At 63.0% G+C, this 18,818-nt stretch carries 17 protein-coding genes, 1 tRNA gene and 1 pseudogene; 6 read left to right on the top strand and 13 right to left on the bottom strand.

The genetic code is table 11. The features are described 5' to 3' along the window. Nucleotides 1–74 precede the first annotated feature (74 nt). Nucleotides 75–1,226 (top strand): ribonuclease D, encoded by a 1,152-nt coding sequence (gene rnd, locus CK224_RS22055; RefSeq protein ID WP_067000650.1) that lies wholly within the window; start codon nucleotides 75–77, stop codon nucleotides 1,224–1,226. Between the two features lie 105 nt (nucleotides 1,227–1,331). Here rnd and CK224_RS22050 read toward each other — a convergent pair whose 3' ends face one another. From CK224_RS22050 to CK224_RS22030, 5 genes are all read right to left on the bottom strand, one after another. Then, nucleotides 1,332–1,751 (bottom strand): MAPEG family protein, encoded by a 420-nt coding sequence (locus tag CK224_RS22050; RefSeq protein ID WP_095783232.1) that lies wholly within the window; start codon nucleotides 1,749–1,751, stop codon nucleotides 1,332–1,334. A 14-nt stretch (nucleotides 1,752–1,765) separates the two neighbouring features. Then, the gene (locus tag CK224_RS22045; protein ID WP_245426117.1) at nucleotides 1,766–2,314 is read right to left on the bottom strand and encodes a hypothetical protein; all 549 of its coding nucleotides are present in this window, start codon (nucleotides 2,312–2,314) and stop codon (nucleotides 1,766–1,768) included. A 43-nt stretch (nucleotides 2,315–2,357) separates the two neighbouring features. Beyond that, nucleotides 2,358–3,860: an IMP dehydrogenase gene (gene guaB, locus CK224_RS22040; protein WP_067000642.1), complete on the bottom strand. Its 1,503-nt coding sequence runs from the start codon at nucleotides 3,858–3,860 to the stop codon at nucleotides 2,358–2,360. Between the two features lie 141 nt (nucleotides 3,861–4,001). Then, entirely contained in the window at nucleotides 4,002–4,451 is a 450-nt protein-coding gene (locus tag CK224_RS22035; RefSeq protein ID WP_095783230.1) for a PIN domain-containing protein, read from the bottom strand. After that, on the bottom strand, nucleotides 4,448–4,693 hold the full coding sequence (locus CK224_RS22030; RefSeq protein WP_095783229.1) for a type II toxin-antitoxin system prevent-host-death family antitoxin: 246 nt from the start codon (nucleotides 4,691–4,693) through the stop codon (nucleotides 4,448–4,450). The genes CK224_RS22035 and CK224_RS22030 overlap by 4 nt, the downstream gene beginning before the upstream one ends. Nucleotides 4,694–4,903: 210 nt before the next feature. Between CK224_RS22030 and CK224_RS22025 the strand changes: the two genes are divergently transcribed. Then, the gene (locus CK224_RS22025; RefSeq protein ID WP_095783228.1) at nucleotides 4,904–6,325 is read left to right on the top strand and encodes an MFS transporter; all 1,422 of its coding nucleotides are present in this window, start codon (nucleotides 4,904–4,906) and stop codon (nucleotides 6,323–6,325) included. A 44-nt stretch (nucleotides 6,326–6,369) separates the two neighbouring features. Here the strand turns inward: CK224_RS22025 and CK224_RS22020 are convergent, their stop codons facing one another. Both CK224_RS22020 and CK224_RS22015 read right to left on the bottom strand, forming a co-directional pair. Beyond that, nucleotides 6,370–7,065 carry an RlmE family RNA methyltransferase gene (locus tag CK224_RS22020; RefSeq protein WP_095783227.1) on the bottom strand — a complete coding sequence of 232 codons (696 nt, stop codon included), beginning with the start codon at nucleotides 7,063–7,065 and terminating at the stop codon, nucleotides 6,370–6,372. Beyond that, complete coding sequence (locus tag CK224_RS22015; RefSeq protein ID WP_095783226.1) at nucleotides 7,065–8,396, bottom strand: Ppx/GppA phosphatase family protein; 1,332 nt, start codon at nucleotides 8,394–8,396, stop codon at nucleotides 7,065–7,067. The genes CK224_RS22020 and CK224_RS22015 overlap by 1 nt, the downstream gene beginning before the upstream one ends. Nucleotides 8,397–8,645: 249 nt before the next feature. Here CK224_RS22015 and CK224_RS22010 point away from each other — a divergent pair, with 249 nt between their 5' ends. The 3 genes from CK224_RS22010 to CK224_RS22000 all read left to right on the top strand — a co-directional run bounded on the left by CK224_RS22010 (nucleotide 8,646) and on the right by CK224_RS22000 (nucleotide 10,266). Further along, on the top strand, nucleotides 8,646–9,578 hold the full coding sequence (locus tag CK224_RS22010) for a YbhN family protein (RefSeq protein WP_095783225.1): 933 nt from the start codon (nucleotides 8,646–8,648) through the stop codon (nucleotides 9,576–9,578). 144 nt (nucleotides 9,579–9,722) lie between these two features. Then, nucleotides 9,723–9,796, top strand: a tRNA-Gln gene (locus tag CK224_RS22005). 260 nt (nucleotides 9,797–10,056) lie between these two features. After that, entirely contained in the window at nucleotides 10,057–10,266 is a 210-nt protein-coding gene (locus CK224_RS22000) for a hypothetical protein (RefSeq protein WP_095783224.1), read from the top strand. Between the two features lie 232 nt (nucleotides 10,267–10,498). On the opposite strand, the pseudogene CK224_RS32000 reads toward CK224_RS22000, so the two are convergent. Beyond that, nucleotides 10,499–10,613 (bottom strand): annotated as a pseudogene (locus tag CK224_RS32000) (PilZ domain-containing protein); the annotation flags it as partial. A gap of 486 nt (nucleotides 10,614–11,099) precedes the next feature. Here CK224_RS32000 and CK224_RS31420 point away from each other — a divergent pair. Next, nucleotides 11,100–11,258, top strand: a complete 159-nt coding sequence (locus CK224_RS31420; RefSeq protein WP_176477993.1) for a hypothetical protein — start codon at nucleotides 11,100–11,102, stop codon at nucleotides 11,256–11,258. Nucleotides 11,259–11,565: 307 nt separating this feature from the next. Here the strand turns inward: CK224_RS31420 and CK224_RS21985 are convergent, their stop codons facing one another. The 5 genes from CK224_RS21985 to CK224_RS21965 all read right to left on the bottom strand — a co-directional run bounded on the left by CK224_RS21985 (nucleotide 11,566) and on the right by CK224_RS21965 (nucleotide 18,755). After that, a complete protein-coding gene (locus CK224_RS21985) occupies nucleotides 11,566–12,885 on the bottom strand; it encodes an efflux RND transporter periplasmic adaptor subunit (protein ID WP_245426097.1) in 1,320 nt (439 codons plus the stop codon). Then, nucleotides 12,878–16,060 (bottom strand): efflux RND transporter permease subunit, encoded by a 3,183-nt coding sequence (locus tag CK224_RS21980; RefSeq protein WP_095783222.1) that lies wholly within the window; start codon nucleotides 16,058–16,060, stop codon nucleotides 12,878–12,880. The genes CK224_RS21985 and CK224_RS21980 overlap by 8 nt, the downstream gene beginning before the upstream one ends. A gap of 92 nt (nucleotides 16,061–16,152) precedes the next feature. After that, nucleotides 16,153–16,503, bottom strand: coding sequence for a hypothetical protein (locus CK224_RS21975; protein ID WP_095783221.1), 351 nt, complete (start codon nucleotides 16,501–16,503; stop codon nucleotides 16,153–16,155). 451 nt (nucleotides 16,504–16,954) lie between these two features. Beyond that, entirely contained in the window at nucleotides 16,955–17,200 is a 246-nt protein-coding gene (locus CK224_RS21970) for a hypothetical protein (protein WP_067000612.1), read from the bottom strand. A gap of 100 nt (nucleotides 17,201–17,300) precedes the next feature. After that, nucleotides 17,301–18,755: a winged helix-turn-helix domain-containing protein gene (locus tag CK224_RS21965; protein WP_245299708.1), complete on the bottom strand. Its 1,455-nt coding sequence runs from the start codon at nucleotides 18,753–18,755 to the stop codon at nucleotides 17,301–17,303. Nucleotides 18,756–18,818 lie beyond the last annotated feature (63 nt).

Here is an 18,818-nt window from a genome sequence, read left to right as displayed (position 1 = left end):
CTCTAACTGCGGCTTGACGAAAGCGCTTGCGACTGAAATTGAAAGAGGCCTGATATGATGCCAAAAGCGAATTGATGCACGTCATCACCACCCAGAAAGAACTCGAGAGCGTCATCGCGGCGTTCGAAAAGTCCGAATTCGTAACCGTCGATACCGAATTCATCCGCGAAACGACCTTCTGGCCGATCCTCTGCCTCATCCAGATGGCCGCGCCGGGCGTGACGGCGCTGATCGATCCGCTTTCGCCCGACATCGACCTCAAACCCTTCTTCCGGCTGATGGCCAACGAAGCGGTGGTCAAGGTTTTTCACGCCGCACGCCAGGACATCGAAATCATCGTTCATCTGGGCGATCTGGTGCCGCATCCGGTGTTCGACACGCAGGTGGCGGCCATGGTCTGCGGCTTCGGCGACAGCGTCTCCTACGATCAGCTGGTGCAGCGCATCACCGGCGCGCGGCTCGACAAATCCTCGCGCTTCACCGACTGGCGGCACCGGCCGCTCTCCGACAAGCAACTCGAATACGCGCTCGCCGACGTCACCCACCTGATCAAGGTATATGAGCACCTCAGCGCCGAGCTGAGGCGCGAGGACCGCGCCCACTGGCTCAACGAGGAGATGGACGTCCTCACCTCGCGCCAGACCTACGATCCGCATCCGGAGGATGCCTGGAAGCGGCTGAAGATGCGGCTGCGCAAGCCGCAGGAGCTGGCGATCGTGCAGGCGGTGGCGGCATGGCGCGAACGCGAGGCGCGCGAGCGCGACGTGCCGCGCGGCCGCGTGCTCAAGGACGATGCGATCTACGAAATCGCGCAACAGGCGCCGCGCGACGCGACCGCATTGGGGCGGCTGCGGACGACGCCGAAGGGCTGGGAGCGTTCGGCGACGGCAACCGCGCTGCTCAGCGCCGTCAACACCGCCCTTTCCCTTCCGAAGGAAGCGATGCCCAAACTGCCGAAGACGTTCCAGCCGCCGGAGGGCTCGAGCGCGGCGGCGGAACTGCTCAAGGTGCTGCTCAGGATCGTCGCCGAGAAGGAAGGAGTCGCCTCCAAGGTGCTCGCCTCGAGCGACGACATCGACCGCATCGCCGCCGAGGGTGATGCCGCCGACGTGCCGGCGCTGCAAGGCTGGCGGCGTGCCGTGTTCGGCGAGCAGGCGCTTAGACTGGTGCGCGGCGAGATCGGCATCAAGTTCGACAAGCGCAGGATAGCGGTGTTCGACCTCTAAAGCGCGTCGCGCTGAAACGGTTTCCGGCAACGTGCTTCAAATACTTGAGTTGATGGCGTGTCGTTGTCCCAGAACCGCGCACACTTCTGAGCGACAAGCATCAATCTACACCGCCCCAAGCAGGTGCAGCGCGAACCAGATCCAGGCGACGAGAAGAATGCCCGCGCCGAGGAAGAAGGCGCGGCTGCGGTGCAGCAGATAGTTTCTGGTGAGATGCACCCAGGAATGCACATAGCGCGTCACGACGAAGAGCCACACCAGCGTCAGCGTCAGGTAATTCACGCCATTGGTAACGAACAGCGCCAAGCATAGCACGTGAAAGAGGACCGGCAGCTCGAACTGGTTGATGAGGTTGTTGGCGACGGTAACGCTTGAGGCCGGCTCGGTCGAGCGGACCTTGTACTGGCTGATCTTGGCCTCGCCGGACTTCACGGCAAGATAACGCCGCTTCAGCATCACCAGATAGACGATGTAGACCAGCAGCACCTGCGCCAGCATCGGCCAGAAGATGGCGGTCTGGTTCATCTTGCCCCTACTGTTTAACGTCGCCGCTGCCCGGCAAGCGCCAGGACCGCAACGACCGCGAAGGGGATCGCCAGAAGCGTGAACTTTGTCACGGTCAGCGACGAGGCGAAGGCCAGCGAGTCGGGATTGGCCGACTGGAAATCCGACAAAAGCCGCGCCACGGCGAAGTTCTGCGCGTAGTCGGCGATCGTATAGGGCAACACCAGGACCAGTGCCGACAGCGCTTTCAATTGCGCGGGCATGGAGCGGAAAGTGCTCAGCCGCCTGCCGAAGGCCAGGATCAGGCTGAGCAAGGTGAGCGACAGCAGCGCCGGGAAGAGCAGATCAAACGTCAGATAATGCCAAACGATGATGATCTCGCTGCCGCGCCGGCCGAGCGCCGTCAGCCATGCCATGCCCTCATCCGGCGTGAAGCCGGTAACACGCATGTCGAGCGAAGGGAGCCCGCCGCTCAGGTGGCGGAAATAAAAGAACTCGAGCGCCGTCATGGCGATGAAGATCGCCGCGGACGCAATCGAGAGCGCCGCCGCGTGACGCGACAGGCGCAACACCGTGACGATCAGGTTGCGCCATAGCCCCAAGCGATCCGGCCGCTCGTCCGCCTGATCAAAGTCCGCCCGGATAGTTCGGGCTTTCGCGGGTGATCGTGACGTCATGGGCGTGGCTTTCACGAAGTCCGGCGTTTGATATGCGCACAAAGGTGGCGCGTTCGCGGAACTCGGCAAGATCGCGCCCACCGACATAACCCATAGCGGCTTTCAGGCCGCCTGCAAGCTGGTGCAGCACGCCAGCCACAGGTCCTTTGTAGGGAACCTGGCCTTCAATGCCCTCCGGAACCAGTTTCAAGGTGTCGCGCACCTCGGCCTGGAAGTAGCGATCGGCCGAGCCACGCGCCATGGCGCCGACCGAACCCATGCCGCGATAAGCCTTGAAGGAGCGGCCCTGGTGCAGATAGACCTCGCCCGGACTCTCGTCGGTGCCGGCAAGCAGCGAGCCGATCATGGCGGCACTTGCGCCGGCGGCGAGCGCCTTGGCGAGATCGCCCGAATATTTGATGCCGCCATCGGCGATGACGCTCACGCCCGACTTCTCAGCCGTCTCCACCGCCGACATGATCGCCGACAGCTGCGGCACGCCGACGCCGGCGACGATGCGGGTGGTGCAGATCGAGCCGGGGCCGATACCGACCTTGACGGCGTCGGCGCCGGCGTCGATCAGCGCCTGCGTGCCCTCGGCGGTGGCCACGTTGCCGGCCAGGATGCGCACCGAATTGGAGAGCTTCTTCGCCCGCGTCACCGCGTCCAGCACGCGCTGCGAATGGCCGTGCGCGGTGTCGATGACCAGAAGGTCGACGCCGGCATCGATCAGGCGCTCGGCGCGCTCGAAGCCGTCGTCGCCGACGCTGGTGGCGGCCGCGGCGCGCAGCCGCCCCTGAGCGTCCTTGGTGGCGTGCGGGTTGAGCTGCGACTTCTCGATATCCTTGACGGTGATCAGGCCGACGCAATTGCCCTTGCGGTCGACCACCACCAGCTTCTCGATGCGATGCTTGTGCAACAGGCGCTTGGCCTCGTCCTGGTCGACATTCTCTTTCACCGTGATCAGGTTCTCACGGGTCATCAATTCGTAGACCTTCTGCGACGGATCGGAGGCGAAGCGCACGTCGCGGTTGGTGAGGATCCCGACCAGCCGGCCGACCGTATGACCGCCGGTGCCGCCGTTCTCGACCACCGGAATGCCGGAAATGCCATGAGCGCGCATCAGTGCCAGGGCGTCGGCGAGCGTGGCGTCGGGGCCGATGGTAACGGGATTGACCACCATGCCGGATTCGAACTTCTTCACCTGCCTGACCTGCTCGGCCTGCTCGGCCGGCGAGAAATTGCGGTGGATGACGCCGATGCCGCCGGCTTGCGCCATGGCGATCGCCAGCCTCGCTTCGGTGACCGTGTCCATGGCGGCCGAGAGGATCGGCACGTTGAGGTCGATGTCGGTGGCGATGCGGGTGCGGATATCTGTCTCGCCGGGCATGACCTCGGAATGGCCGGGCTGCAACAGCACGTCGTCGAAGGTCAGCGCCAATGCGCCGGTGGACGTCTCGATGATTTTTGCCATGGCCAGTCCTTTTGAATGCGGAAAAGGCGCTGGGCCGAAATGGCCAGCGCCGACTCTCATCTTCCCTTTCAGGATTGGCGCTGGCTGGTAACACGTCCCGCAGGCGATGAAAAGCCGATCGTTGCGAGACGCTTCGGGTTCCTATTCCGCACCTAGGAGAGCATCCAGCAGAGCGTGCCGCGGCGATGCAAAAGGATTGACGACGGTTACACCGCCCCAGGTAAAGCCATCCTGCAGATCTTCCGACAGGAGTAGCCGGCAACCCGTTTGCGAAGCAGTCGAAAGAATGACAGCATCCCAGATGCCGAAACGATGGGCTGCCGCAAGATCGACAGCCTTCATCATCACTTCCGGCGTCGTTCCGGCAACCGCGAAGGCGTCGCTCCAGCTAAGCAGCTTATCCCGAGCTTCCTGGGAATGTCTTCCGGCCTTGCGGACGAGAACATTGAACAGTTCGCCCAGCACCTGGACCGGAATGACTGCGGCCTCTCGTGGAACGTTGCGTAGCAGCTCGATAACGACGTCGCGCTTCTCCGCGTTGTTAACGCCCTCAGCATAGGCCAGGACGTTGGGGTCGATGGCGACCTTCACCGATCGTCCTCATAAAGTTCATCGCGGGTCCAGTGTCCGGCATTGAGGATCGGCTGCCGTTCGAGGCGCGACAGCAATGCTGCGTGCGAGCGGGAGGCCACGCCCTCGTGCTTCTGCGCAGGCACGATCCGCGCCACCGGCCGCCCATGGGTGGTCACGACGTAGCTGTGGCCCTCGCGTACATCACGCAGGATGTGGGAGAACCTGCGATTGGCATCGGCTGCCGAAACGGTTTCGTCCATGGCTGCATAACCTGTAGTTATTTTCACTACAACAACCCAGAGGCTCTGTTTATCAAGCGGCGCGCGCGATGATTCCCAGCGAGGGTTGCGGTCGCACAAAAGTGACAGCAAATTAATGCGACATCCGGGCCAATTGGTGGTACCGCCCCGGCGTGCCGGCTCGCCCCCAAAGCCAGGCCCGGAATCGCGAAGTCAAATCAGGGCGTCCCCTTGAACCGCATCATCCCGCTCATCCTGGCGGTCGCACTTTTCATGGAGAACATGGATTCGACCGTGATCGCGACCTCGCTGCCGGCAATCGCCATCGACATCCACACCAGCCCGATCGCGCTGAAGCTGGCGCTGACGGCCTATCTCGTGTCGCTGGCAATCTTCATTCCGATTAGCGGCTGGATGGCGGACCGGTTCGGGGCCAAGAACGTGTTTCGCGCCGCGATCGCCGTCTTCATTGCCGGCTCGGTCGCCTGCGCCTTCTCCAATTCGCTGCCGGCCTTCGTGGTGTCGCGTTTCCTGCAAGGCATGGGCGGCGCCATGATGACGCCGGTCGGGCGCCTGGTGCTGGTGCGCGCGACGCCAAAGAGCGAACTCGTCGCGGCGATGTCATGGCTGACGGTGCCGGCGCTGGTCGGGCCGTTAGTCGGCCCGCCGATCGGCGGCTTCATCACCACCTATTTCACTTGGCACTGGATCTTTTTGATCAACGTGCCGATCGGGCTTTTGGGCATTTGGCTTGCCACCCGCTATTTGCCGGAAACCGACCCCGCCAAAACGCCGCCGCTCGACTTCCCGGGCTTCGTGCTCAGCGGCCTCGCGGCGTCCGGCATCGTCTTCGGCCTCTCGGTGGTCAGCCTCCCCGCTTTGCCGCCGATCGCCGGCTTCACTACCGTTGCCGTCGGCCTGGTTTCGGGCGTGCTTTATCTGCTGCATGCTCGGCGCGCCAGGAACCCGCTCTTGGCGCTGGAGCTCTTCCGCAACCAGGTGTTCCGCTCCTCCGTGCTCGGCGGCTCGCTGTTCCGCATCGGCATCGGCGCGGTGCCGTTCCTGCTGCCGCTGATGTTCCAGATCGGCTTCGGGCTGACGCCGTTCCAGTCCGGTATGATCACCTTCGTCTCCGCGGTCGGCGCCATCGGCATGAAGTTCGTCACCGCGCTGCTCTTCAGGCTCGCCGGGTTCCGGCGAGTGCTGATCTGGGGGTCGCTGATCGCCGCCGGTTCGATTGCCATCTACGGCCTTTTCACCCCCGCAACCCCCTATGCGCTGATGCTCGCGATCCTTTTGGTCGGCGGCTTCATCCGCTCGATGTTCTTCACCGGCGTCAACGCGCTGTCCTACGCCGAAGTATCGACCGCCGACACCAGCAAGGCGACGCCGATCGTTGCCGTGTTCCAGCAGTTGTCGATCGCGCTCGGCGTGGCGCTGGCCGGCGGCATCCTCGAAGTGTCGACCTCCATCCATGGCGGCCCGCTGATGCTTGGCGATTTCCACATCGCCTTCTTCATCGTCGCGGCGGTTTCGGCGGCGGCATCGCTGACCTTCATGCGGCTGGCGCCGGACGCCGGCAATGCCGTGTCGGGACATGGCAAATTGACGACGCCGAAGACGCTAGAGGCGGTGGGGACCGCAGGGAAATGAGCGCCACCTTTCCCTTCTCCCCTGACAAGGGGAAAGGTTAGGCGCTACCCCTTGAATTCCTTCGCCAACAAGTAAAGCTCCACCGACTCGTCGCGCGAGGCCGGCGGCTTCACATGATGAACCGAGCGGAAATTCTGCTTGAGCCGCGAGAGCAGCTCGTTCTCGGCCCCGCCCTGAAAGGTCTTGGCGAGGAAATGGCCGCCGGGCTTCAAAACCTGCAGCGCGAAATCCGCCGCCACTTCGCACAAATGCATGGTGCGCAGATGATCGGTCCGGCGGTGCCCGGTGGTGGGGGCCGCCATGTCCGACAGGACGACATCGGGCTGACCGCCGAGCGCCTCTGACAGCTTTTGCGGCGCGTCATGATCGAGGAAATCCATCTGCAGGATGACGGCGCCCGGCACGGCGTCCATCTCAAGATAGTCGATGCCGACGACATGCGGGTTTTCTGCGCTCGATTTGGTGCGGGCCGCCGCCACCTGGCACCAGCCGCCGGGCGCGGCGCCGAGGTCGATCACCTTCATGCCGGGTTTCAAAAGATGATGCTTGTCGTCGATCTCGGTGAGCTTGTAGGCGGCGCGCGAACGGTAACCATCGGCCTTGGAGCGCTGCACATAGGGGTCGTTCATGTGCCGCTCGAGCCAGCGGCGCGAGGACTCCTTCAGGCCGCTCTTCTTATTGATCCGGGTCTTCAGCACGCGCATGCCGGCCGAGCCCGGCTTCTCTGGCTTCCTGCTCATCACCGGCCACGCCCGTCATGACGCCAGACGCCGTTATCGGCCATCAGTTCGCTCAAGATGCCTTCGCGCAGGCCGCGGTCGGCGACCCGCAGCCGCTCCGACGGCCATACGCCGCGGATCGCCTCCAGGATGGCGCAGCCGGCAAGCACCAAGTCGGCGCGGTCGGCGCCGATGCAGGGATTGGCGACGCGCTGCTGGAAATCCCAGCCGATCAGTTTTTCCACCATGCGGTCGACGCTCTGACGGTCCATCCACAGCCCGTCGACGCGGCGGCGATCGTAGCGCTCGAGGTCCAGATGGACGCCGGCCAGCGTCGTCACCGTGCCGGAGGTGCCGAGCAGATGGAAATTCGGACTGGCGAGCACATGCGCGAGCCGGTTGCGCCCGTCGAAGGCCTTGAGCCGCACCGCAACGTCATCGACCATGGCGGCGAAGGTCTCGCGCGTCACCGTGCGGCCGCCGAAACGTTCGGCAAGCGAGACGACACCCACCGGCAGCGACGTCCAGGAGACGATGTGGTTGGCAAGCTGCGGCGAGCGCTGGCCGCGCGTGAGGTCGATCAATGCGATCTCGGACGAGCCGCCGCCGATGTCGAACAGCACCACGCCGCGGGTTTCGCGCTCGACCAGCGAGCCGCAGCCGGAGACGGCCAGCCGGGCCTCGGTCTGGCGATCGATGATCTCCAGTTTCAGACCGGCCTCGCGCTCGACCCGTTCGAGGAACTCGACGCCGTTTTCGGCCGAGCGGCAGGCCTCGGTGGCGATCAGCCTCGCCTTCCTGATCTTGCGGTTGCGCAGCTTGTCTCCGCAGACCTTCAACGCCTCGACGGCACGGTCCATGGCCGCCTGGCCGAGCCGGCCGCTGGCCGAAAGCCCCTCGCCCAGCCTGACAATGCGCGAGAACGCATCGATGACGCGGAACTGGCCGTGGCGGGCGGGCACCGCGACCAGCAGCCGGCAATTGTTGGTGCCGAGATCGAGCGCTGCGAATACCGGCAGTTCCTGATGCGGCGGGCGCGCGCCATTCGGAAGCGACGGTCGCGGCTGGGGGACGATCGGCGCGGGTTCAGGCGCGAGGCTGGCGGGAGCGGCGACGGGCCCCGGCGACGGTATTCCGCCGTTCTCATCGCGTGCGAAAACCTTGCGGCCGCGCCTGCGCTTGCGGCGCTTGCGCGTTTTGCCTTTCGGGTTCTCGCCTTGATTGTCGGCATGTCTTGCGTGCGCGCCCGCATGGCGGCTGAAACGCCCCGCGGGCGGGCCCGCCGGTACCGCCGGCGATGCCCCGGACACGCCCACTGCCGACGCGCCCGCGCCGGTATCGTGGTCTTCCACTTCAATTCCTTTCGGCGCCGCGCGAACCAGCAAGGACGCAGCAGGCACCTCGATTTGTTTCAAGTTGAGAACAGACTAGCAGCGCGCTTTGCAATCACCAAGAGCGCATGACCCGATTTTTGGCGCCGTCACGCAGGGGCCACCTCATGCCGGTTGAATAGCCGGCTTCAATCAGGCATGTCTCAATGAGACTTGGAACGGGTTTGGGCGACATCATAGCAATGAGCTTAATCGCATGACGACGACGCCATGAACTGGACGCGCTATTTCTGGCCGGTCATCGGCGTAGCGGCCGTGGTGTTCTCGCTCTGGCTGCTCATCCATGAGTTGCGCGGCATCTCACTCGACGATGTCTGGGCCGGTATCGTCGCCATCCCCCCGCGCGCCTGGGTGCTGGCGGCGCTGAGCTCGGTCGTCGCCTATGCATCCCTCGCCGGCTACGACCACATTGCGCTGCTCCATATCGGCAAGAAAGTTTCGTGGCTGTTCGTCACGCTCTGCTCCTTCACCACCTATGCGCTGTCGCACAATATCGGCGGCTCGGTGCTGTCGGGCGCGGTGATCCGCTACCGCGCCTATGGCACCAGGGGGCTGACCGGCCAGGATGTCGGCGTGCTGGTGGCGATCTGCTGGATCACCTTCGTGCTCTCCAGCCTGCTTGTCGGGGGCCTCGTGCTGGTGCTGGAGCCGCAGATCGTCGACCGTTTCACCACGACCCCGCACCACGAGCTGGCAACAGCCGCCGGCCTCGCCATGCTGATCCTGGTTGCGGTCTATGTGTTCTGCAGCTGGCTGCATCTGAGGCCGCTCAAGGTCGGCAGCTTCCAGCTGCACTACCCGGCACTGCCGATCGTGGCGCGGCAATTGCTGATCGGCCCGGTCGAACTGCTGGCGGCGGCGGCCATCATCTACTTTGCCCTGCCGGCGGCCGGCAATCCCGGCTATTTCGTCGTGCTCGGCGTCTTCATGATATCCTTTTCGGTCGGGTTGCTGTCGCATGCGCCGGGCGCCCTCGGCGTCTTCGAGGTCGTCTTCCTGGCCGGACTGTCGCACATGGATCCGGTCGGCGTGCTCGCCGCACTCCTGGTGTTCCGCCTGTTCTACCTGATCATCCCGCTGCTGATCGGGCTCGGCGTGGTGCTGTTCTTCGAGCATTCGCAATACAGCCGCGGCGAAGGCTGAGCGTTCCCGTGCGGCCCGCGACCGAATGAGAAAAAAGGCTGCGGTTGAACTGCGGCGCGGGGTTGACTATTTTCGGATGGCGGCTACAAGGCAGCGCTCGCGGCGCTTGAGCCGCCCGCTTCGCGCGGCACCAACCGCGCCTGCTGGGGAATAGGTTAACGGTAGACCAGCGGACTCTGACTCCGTTAGTCCTGGTTCGAATCCAGGTTCCCCAGCCAACAAAATATCCAAGCAGAACAATGCCTTAGTGAAAGCATGGTCTCCGGACCGTGTTACATCACATTTGCAGCACGCTCTCACCTAAGCCTTTGTTTTTCCGTGCATTGAAGAACATTCTGGCTCACTCCGTGGAACACGGAATGGCCGTGATGTTCTCGGCACGTTCTTGAATTAGCAGGCCCTAACGGGTCTGTGAGTCTTGTCACATACGCTCGTGGCGCATCGGCCTAGCTTGTGCAGCGGTGAAGGGAGTGCCGTGATGCTTATGAACCTTCCTATGCTTATGAACCTTCCTCTAGTCGTAGCTGGTCCCGTTGTCGATTGGTTTGGTCGCCGAGCCGATCAGAAGGCGCTGTTGAAGGCAACTGACGATCTGAGCGACTCACCGGACGACATGCTCAGCGACATGGGGATTTCCCGCGACGACATCGAGACCGCGCGCTGGCGGTCCAGCCGGAGAGTGGGCTGACAGAAGGCCCGGAAAGCCGGATGCTAACCCTGCTCTGGTGCAAATCGCCATCGCTCCCATGCGAAGCGCCCGCTGCGTTGCCGCAGCGAGCGCTCCAGTGGTCCCCGCATCCCTCGCAGCCAAGACGGTACGCCTCGGTAAGACGGATCATAAGCGCGCCCTAGTTGAAGCGCTGCATATTCAGATTGCGTGACATTTCTGCCACTAGAGACAGGAAGGCCGGAGCCGGCATTTAACCGTAATGGAACTTCGGCTTTGGCTCGGTGCCCTCGAATTCAACGCCTACGCGATCACTCTTGCGCCATCGAACAACTGTAGGCGATCCCATCAACTGGTACGTAAAGCAGGCATTTATGGTCGGGCCCGAGCCGTTTCACCAGTGCGGCAACGTCTAGCACCGCCGACCGCCGGCAAGTGAGGCAATAGACAGAAAGGCCCGTCCCGGCGTCCAGCTTTTTTGCCGAGCGTGACTTCCGTGAAGGGAAATTTCATTGCCATGGCGATCCTCGCAAATTGGGGCCGCCGCACCGGTGAGGTTTATTCCTGATCGCCAGGGCGATTGCCAAAGAGGTTACGCGATCACACCATGTCCTTTTGAGGTAGAAATTAGCTATCTTGCATATGCGGCGGACCACTAGTCGCTAGGCCGGCGCCGGGCTCTCAGGCAATTCTCCCCCACGAGAAAAGGCGCCGGTCACCTTAGCCCGCCGCTGGGTGTGGGGGCACACCGAGCGGCGGGTTATCGGATTCCGATGACGCTTCGCTAAGAACTGGTGTCTTCGCACCAGAGGATGGGGGATTCACAGCGAATCCGTTTCCATCTAGATCTTGGCATGGAAGACGCGCTCGATGATCTTGCTCGCATCCTGACAGCCCCGCAAACCAGTCTGCGGACGCGCTACGGCGCCTTTGCCATGCGGATGGCAGAAAGTCTCGCCACTGGGCTCGCATTTGGCTTTGGCATCGCCCTAGTGCTTGCCGTCGCCGGCTAGGCATGGCTGCTAGAGCCAGGCGCAAGAAACCTCGCGGCCCTGGCCCTTCGGGAAAATACGAAGGCGCGAACCACGCCGACTTGTGGCGCAAGCGGATGACCGAAGGCCACCGTTGGCGCCTGACGCCCAATGCGGTGGTTTGGACGCTTATCGTGATCGCGATGACAGTCTCGATCTCTCTGATCGCGATCAAGGCTCGTTAGCGGCGGCAATCGGCAGGACCGCCCCGACCTGGTCGCATGTAGGCGTCCGGTCTCAACATTGGCGGTGGCCAGCCGGGTTCGGGAATAGTCCTTCGCCACTTCGCCTAGGGGACCTTGGGTGTGGCTTCCTTGGCCTGTGACAGCTTGACGATATGGACTTCGTCGCCCTCCGCCAGACCGTCAGGCGGAGTGGCGATGACATGGTCGTCGGCAGCGACGCCCGAGGCCAGTTCGATCTCGTTGCCCAGGTCGCGGGCGATCGTCACCCTCTTGAAGGTAGCGCGATTGTCTTGCCCGACAGTGGCGACGCGCAGGCCTCTCTCGTCGAAGATGAGCGCGCTGACGGGAATGCGGAATGTGCCGGCCACCCCGGAGAGATCCACCTTCACATTGGCATAGGCTCCGGGCATCAGCTCTCCCTTGGCGTTGTCGACGGAAAGCTGCATTTGCGTCGTGCCGGACGTGATGTCGACCGCCCGAGCCGAGGCGACCACGGTAGCCGGGAAGCTGCGGCCCGGATATTCCGGCACCGAGACAGTGGCCTGCGAACCCAACTTCACATCCGGTGCGTAGTTCTGCGGCACGTTGATATAGACGCGCAGCGTATGTACGTCCGAGACCACGAACATCGCCTGCCCGGCGCTCGATCCGGCCGATATAAGCGAACCGACATCGGTGTTGCGCGCAGTGATGAGGCCGTCGAACGGCGCGGCGACGGTCTTGTAGGCGGACAGCGCCTCAAGGCGCTCGACATTGGCCTCGCCGGAATTCACCGCGGCCTGCTTGCTGGCTAGATCTGCCACGCGCTGGTCGATTTCCTGCTGCGCGACGGTCCGGGATTCGAGCAGCGGACGCTCGCGCTTGAGGGTGATGTCGGCCAGGACCTCGGCCGATTTAGCGTTGGCGAGGTCGGCCTTGGCCTGCAGCAATTGCTGGTCCTGATCGGGGGCCTCGATCTCGGCCAGGGTCTGCCCCGCCTTGACGCTCGCGCCGATATCAACCTTCCAATCCTTCACATAACCGCTGACGCGGGCATAGATTGGTGCGCTGTCGTTGGCCTGCAGCCGTCCGGGCAGATTTAGGCTGACGACGCCAGGCTTGGCGTTGAGCGTCACCAGGGCAACGCTTGGTATCGCCTGCGCCTCCGTCCATTGCCGCAGTTCGACCGCGCTCCTTTGGCGAGCACTGACACCGGTGTAGACTAGGGTCGCGGCACCGGCGATGGCGACGACGCCGAAGATGCCGAGCCCGACCGGTGAGCGGCCAGGCTTGCGTTCCGAGGACGTCACCTCGGTTGTCCCAGCCGTGTCGAGCGACTTGTCAGGTGTTTTAGAGCTTTCATGCCCGTTGTCGGTGTCGTGTCGCGGCATGGGAGCGATTTCGGGGCTCGTGTCGAGCTTCTGCTCGGTAGCGTGCTCAAGCATGATGCAAGGTCTCCGAAGGCGCTGCAGCCGGCTTGGCCTCACGCTTGTGAACGAGGCTGAAGACAACGGGCACGAAGAGCAGCGTTGCCATGGTTGCGAAGATCAGGCCGCCGACCACGGCGCGCCCGAGCGGGGCGTTCTGCTCGCCGCCCTCACCGAGTCCGAGAGCCATCGGCGCCATACCGATGATCATGGCGAGTGCGGTCATGCAGACTGGCCGGAAGCGGACGAAGCCGGCTTCGAGGGCGGCGGCAATCGGGTCGCCCAGTTCCGCCAAGCGTTCGCGGGCAAAGCTGATCACGAGCACGGAGTTGGCGGTCGCCACGCCCATGCACATGATCGCACCCGTGAGGGCAGGCACCGACATCGGCGTCTGGGTGACGAACAGCATCCAGACGATGCCGGCAAGGCCGGCCGGCAGCGCCGAGACGATGACGAAGGGGTCCGACCAGGACTGGAAGTTCACGACGATGAGCAGATAGATCAGCACGATGGCGCCGAGCAGGCCGAATAGCAGGCCGGCGAAGGCGCTGTTCATGGTCTGCACCTGACCGAGCAAGGAAACGGAGCTGCCCTTCGGCAAATCGGCGGCGGTGTCAGCAAGGATCTTCTTGATATCGGTGGCGACGGCGCCGAGGTCGCGCCCCTGCGTGGTGGCGTAGATCTGCACCATCGGCACGATGTTGTATTGCGAGACGACTGCGTTGCTGACCGAGCGCTTCACACTGGCGACGCCGCCGAGGATGGGCAGCGTCCCGATGCCGGCCGCCGTGATCGGCGTCGTCTGCAGGGCGCCCAGCGTATCCACCTGATATTGCGGCGTCTGCATCACGATCGGATAGGACACGCCGCTCTTTGGGTCGAGCCAGTAGGTCGGCGACACCTGGCTCGAACCGGCAAGGTCGACGACGAGGCTGTTGGTGACGTCCTTCTCGGTAAGGCCGATATATTCGGCCTGGGCGCGGTCAACATCGACGTTCAGTGTCGGATTGGCCTGCGATTCCTGGATGCGGGCATCGGCAACGCCGGGAATGTGCCGCAGGCGGTCCAGCACGAGACCGGCATATTTGAAGTTCGCCGGCAGATTGTTGCCGCGCACCTGGATATCGACAGGTGCTGGTGCACCGAAATTCAGGATCTGGCTGATAATGTCGGCCGGCAGGAAGGCGAAGGTCACGCCCGGGAACCGGCGCGGCAGCTCCTCGCGCATCTTGCGGACGTATTCATCGGTCGGTCGGTGGTCTTGCGACAGCTTGACCTGGATGTCGCCATCCTGGGAACCGATCACGCCTGTGTTGTTGTAGGCCAGATTGATGCCCGAGACCGGGACGCCGATATTGTCGACCAACGTGTCGAGCTGGTCGGGCGGAATCAGCTGGCGGATTGCCTTTTGGATGTCGGCGAACTGGTTGGCGCTCTCCTCGACGCGGGTGCCGATGCCAAGGCGCACATGCATCAGGATTTGCCCGGTGTCGACAGCGGGGAAGAAATTCCGTCCCAGATAGGGCGTCAGCAGGAAGGACCCCATGACGCAGGCCATGAACCCGGCAACGAACACCATCCGGTGGCCGAGCACCAGCTCCAGCAGGCCGTGATAGCCGACACGGATGCGTTCGAACGTCGCCTCGAAGCCACGCTGGAACAGCACCAGCGGGTTGTAGCTGCGCGGCTTACCATGCACCCCATGATCGACATGCGGTTTGAGCAGGTAGTTGCACAGCGTCGGGACGAAGGTGCGCGAGAGGATGAAGGACGAGATCATCGCGAACATCACTGCCTCGGCCATCGGCACGAAGAGGAAACGTGCAATGCCGTCGAGGAAGAACATCGGCACGAAGACAATGCAGATGCACAGCATTGAGACGAAGGCCGGCGTCACGATTTGCCGGGCACCGTCAAGGATCGCCGTCCGAACCTCCTTGCCGTGTTCGAGATGCCAGTTGATATTCTCGATGGTCACCGTCGCATCGTCGACAAGGATACCGACGGCGAGCGCCAGGCCGCCAAGCGTCATGATGTTGAGCGTCTCGCCGATCATCGACAAAGCGATCACCGAACCGAGGATCGCGAGCGGGATCGACGCGGCGATAATGATGGTGGAGCGCCAACTGCCGAGGAATAGCAGGATCATCATGCTGGTCAGCGCGGCCGCAATCGCGCCTTCGCGCGCCACGCCGGTGATGGCGCCGCGGACGAAGAGCGACTGGTCGCCGAGCAGCGACACCTGAAGGTTGTCGGGCAAGCTCGCTCGCATCAAGGCGAGTTGATCCTTGATGCCCTGGATGATCGCGAGCGTCGAGACCGAGCCATTCTTGAGAATCTGAAGCAGGACCGAGCGGGTGCCGTTGACATGGACGATGTTGGTTTGCGGTGGATTGCCGTCGCGCACCGTCGCCACGTCCTTCACATAGACAAGCGTCCCGTTCGCCGACTTGATCGGCAGGTCAGCGAGGTCAGTCAGCGAAGACGGAGCATCGTTGAGCTGCACCGCATATTCGTAGCGACCGATCTTTTCGGTGCCGACCGGTGTGATCAGGTTCTGGGCGGCCAGCGCATTGGCGACGTCCTGCCCCGACAGGCCGCGCGCCTGCAGTGCGTAAGGGTTAAGGTCGATCTGCACCTGGCGGGTCTTGCCGCCGAACGGATAGGGAATGGCGGCGCCCGGCACCGTCGTAAGCGGTGTGCGGATGGTCTGGAGGCCAAGGTCAGCCAGCGCCTGCTCGGTCAGGCCCTGCCCCGAAAGGGCAATCTGCAGGATCGGTACGGTGGAAGCGTTGTAGTTGAGGATCAGGGGCGGCGTTGCACCGGCCGGCATCTGCTTGAGCACGGTCTGTGCCACTGCGGTGACCTGCGCATTGGCTGTGCGGATGTCGACATTCGGCTGGAAGAACACCTTGATGATGCCGAAGCCGTTATAAGAGGTGGATTCGATATGCTGGATGTCGTTGACGGTGGTGGTCAGCGAACGTTGGAACGGCGTCGTCATGCGGCCCGACATCTGATCGGGCGGCAGGCCCGTATATTGCCAGATCACGCTGATCACCGGGATACGGATATCCGGAAAGATGTCCGTGGGGGTGCGCAAGGCCACGAGCGGGCCGATGATCAGGATCAGCAGCGCCAACACGATGAACGTGTAGGGCCGGCTGAGGGCAATGCGGACGAGTGCAATCATGAAACAATGCCTGAGGCGAACCAATGACGCGTGTAGGTCGCCTCAACCCTTCAGATTTTCTTACTCACACCATTCGGCAGCCGAACGGCTGCCTAGGCCGGTTCAGCGTAGATGCCACCAGGCGGAAGGGCCTTGAGCTTGGTTGCGTCGTATGTGTCGTCAAACGCAACGTAGAAGGTTCCAGACAGGATCGTCGCGAAGCGGGAATCGAGGTGCGACACGGCATGCAATCCAGGCTTCGTCGCATTCACATGGAGCACCTTAGCGCTCTGGCCGTTGACCCGGGACATGCCGGGCGTCTCGGACGTGCTCGTGGTGATGGAGAGGTCCCGGGGCGTCGCAACAAAGAGGGGCATTTGAGCGTCCGCTGCCTGGACTGCATCCATTCCCGCTGGCGACAGCAAGGCCGCGGCGAACACCAGGTACCGGAAAGCCGACTTCATCGATCACTCCTTGGTCGAAAGGCAACTCTTGCGGGAGCCGACCAACTCCCTATTCAACTTTCCCTGGGCAAGCAGTGCCTTCTGCCTGCCAGCCCGCAATCGACGTGCTGCAGCGTGGGTCCGATGGCGCGTTCCCGACAGGCATCGATGTCTGCTCCATCGGTCGTCAGGCACGCAGCCCTGCTTCGCTGGTGGCGTTGAGAGCAGAGGCGTTCTGAACGAACCATCGCCCAAAAAGGTTGTACGCGTCCAATTTGGAAAACGCAGAAACACTCATCACCACGGTGAATAATGTGCGGCTTGAGGCTCAACCGGCTGGTCGGTCTTCCAAGCCAATATGCTGCAGAGGAACGCCACTCGCGTGCGCAGGGCGGCGAGCGGCCGATGGATCAGCAGCAGGAAAGGCTCTCTTCCGCTGCCGTCTTTCCCCCAGAGGATGAGCGGACGACTCCTAGCCGTTGAAGGCGGGCAACGGCTGCGAGACGGTGAGACTTGCGGAATATACCGGCCTGCCGGCTTCGTCATGAACGGCAACGGTCACAGTCTCATCCAAGTCGCTTGAGGCGATTTCGTCTGCAGCGATATCGTGAAGCGCCTTCAGCGCTTCTCGTCGCAGGTCGGTGAGGTTGCCGAGGTCGACCCAAGCATCGCCGAGGCTTTGCCCATTGCGGAAGACTTCGAACAGATAGTTCGGCATGCATTATTGTGGGCCGCACGAGGTGCACCCGCATTCAAATTTGAGAGATGGGAAAGCATCTACCCCTCCGAGTGTGAAAATAGCCTTCCCTGGGGTGCGTTCAGGCGGGAAAACCGGCCTTTCTGAAGCCTGATGTGAAAAGCCCGAGGGCGACATGGTCGGCGAACGGGAGATTTGAAATCAGCCGGAGAGTCAGGTCGTGTTTCCTGGTCAGTGCTTCCTCGACTTCAGCGCGGGCCTTCTCCGTCTCGCCTAAATGTGCGTAAGACGCTGCGAGGAAAGCATGGACGAAGAATTGGTCGCCAGCGTTCTGATACGAAGCGACGGCTTCGGAGTACCTTCCAAGCAGGAACAGGGAGCTACCCTTCACCTCCCAGAACCACATCGGTGGTACCGGGTCGCGCAGGAGCGCTGTTTCGAGCACGTTGAGCGCCGTCTCGGCCCGTCCGCCGTAGTTGAGCCAGCTTGCGTAATCCCCCGCTATGTTCACGTCCAGCGGGTTCAACGAGCGCGCTCGCTCGAAATGCACTCCCGCATCGCTGTGTTGGCGCATGTGGGTAAGCACCAGCCCCATACTCTGATGACAGACGCCATCGCTCCTGTCGAGAGCGAGCGCCGTTCGAGCGGCGTCCCAGGCCTTCTGTAGCGTCCGCAGATCGTTGTCGTACCAAAATCTGCCGACGAAGGCCTGCGCCAGGAAGGCGTGACCTTGAGCGAATGCCGAATCGAGCTCGACACACTGCGCGAAGAGGGGCTCGGCCTTGTCCAGTTCATATCGGTAGAAGTGCGCGCGCCCCTGCAGGTAGTAGTCGTATGCGTCCCAATCGGTCGGACGCTTGCGTCTGCTGCGGCTCGCCGAATCGGCCTCCGCTTGGCCTTCGACCATCGAGGCGATAAGAGCCGCAACCTCGTCTTGCAATGCGAAGATGTCGTTGAGGGCCCGGTCGTACCGTTGGGCCCAAAGGTGGGTGCCGGTGGCGGCATCAATCAATTGTGTGGTGATCCGAATGCGATCACCGAGCTTTCGTATGCTGCCTGCGACGAGGTAGCGAACTCCGAGCTTGCGGTGGGCTTCGGCTATGTCCAATGCCGGGTGACGGAACTGAAACGATGAATTGCGTGCGATGACGAGCAGGGAGCGGAACCTGGCCAGCTCCGTAATTATGTCCTCGGTTATGCCGTCGCTGAGATACTGCTGGTCCGGATCGCCGCCCGAGTTGACAAAGGGCAGCACCGCGATCGACGGCTTGCCGGGCGGTGGGATCGCTCCGTAGGACGCGCTCGCCACCGGCTCGACAGTCCCCGTGAAGCGGTACCCGAGGCGAGGCACTGTGGCGATCCACTCACCGCCGTTATCAGCCGGACCGAGTGCCTTTCTCAGCGTCGCGATTTGGACGGTAAGGTTGCCTTCCTCAACGGCGGTGCCCGGCCAGGCAGCGTCCATCAGCTCGGCCTTCGTCAGGATCTCACCGGGCCGTGCGGTAAGCGCAGCAAGCAGCGTCAGCCCACGATGCCCAACAGTGATCGGGATCTGGTCTTTAAAAAGCGTCCCCATGTCAGGATCGAGCACGAACGGACCGAAGGCGATGCGACACCGCTGCATTTGGGCATATTAGAC

It is taken from the genome of Mesorhizobium sp. WSM3862, assembly GCF_002294985.1.
GTDB lineage: Bacteria > Pseudomonadota > Alphaproteobacteria > Rhizobiales > Rhizobiaceae > Mesorhizobium.
The sequence above is the reverse complement of the archived record's forward strand: the minus strand, read 5'-3'. Positions and strand labels throughout refer to the sequence as shown.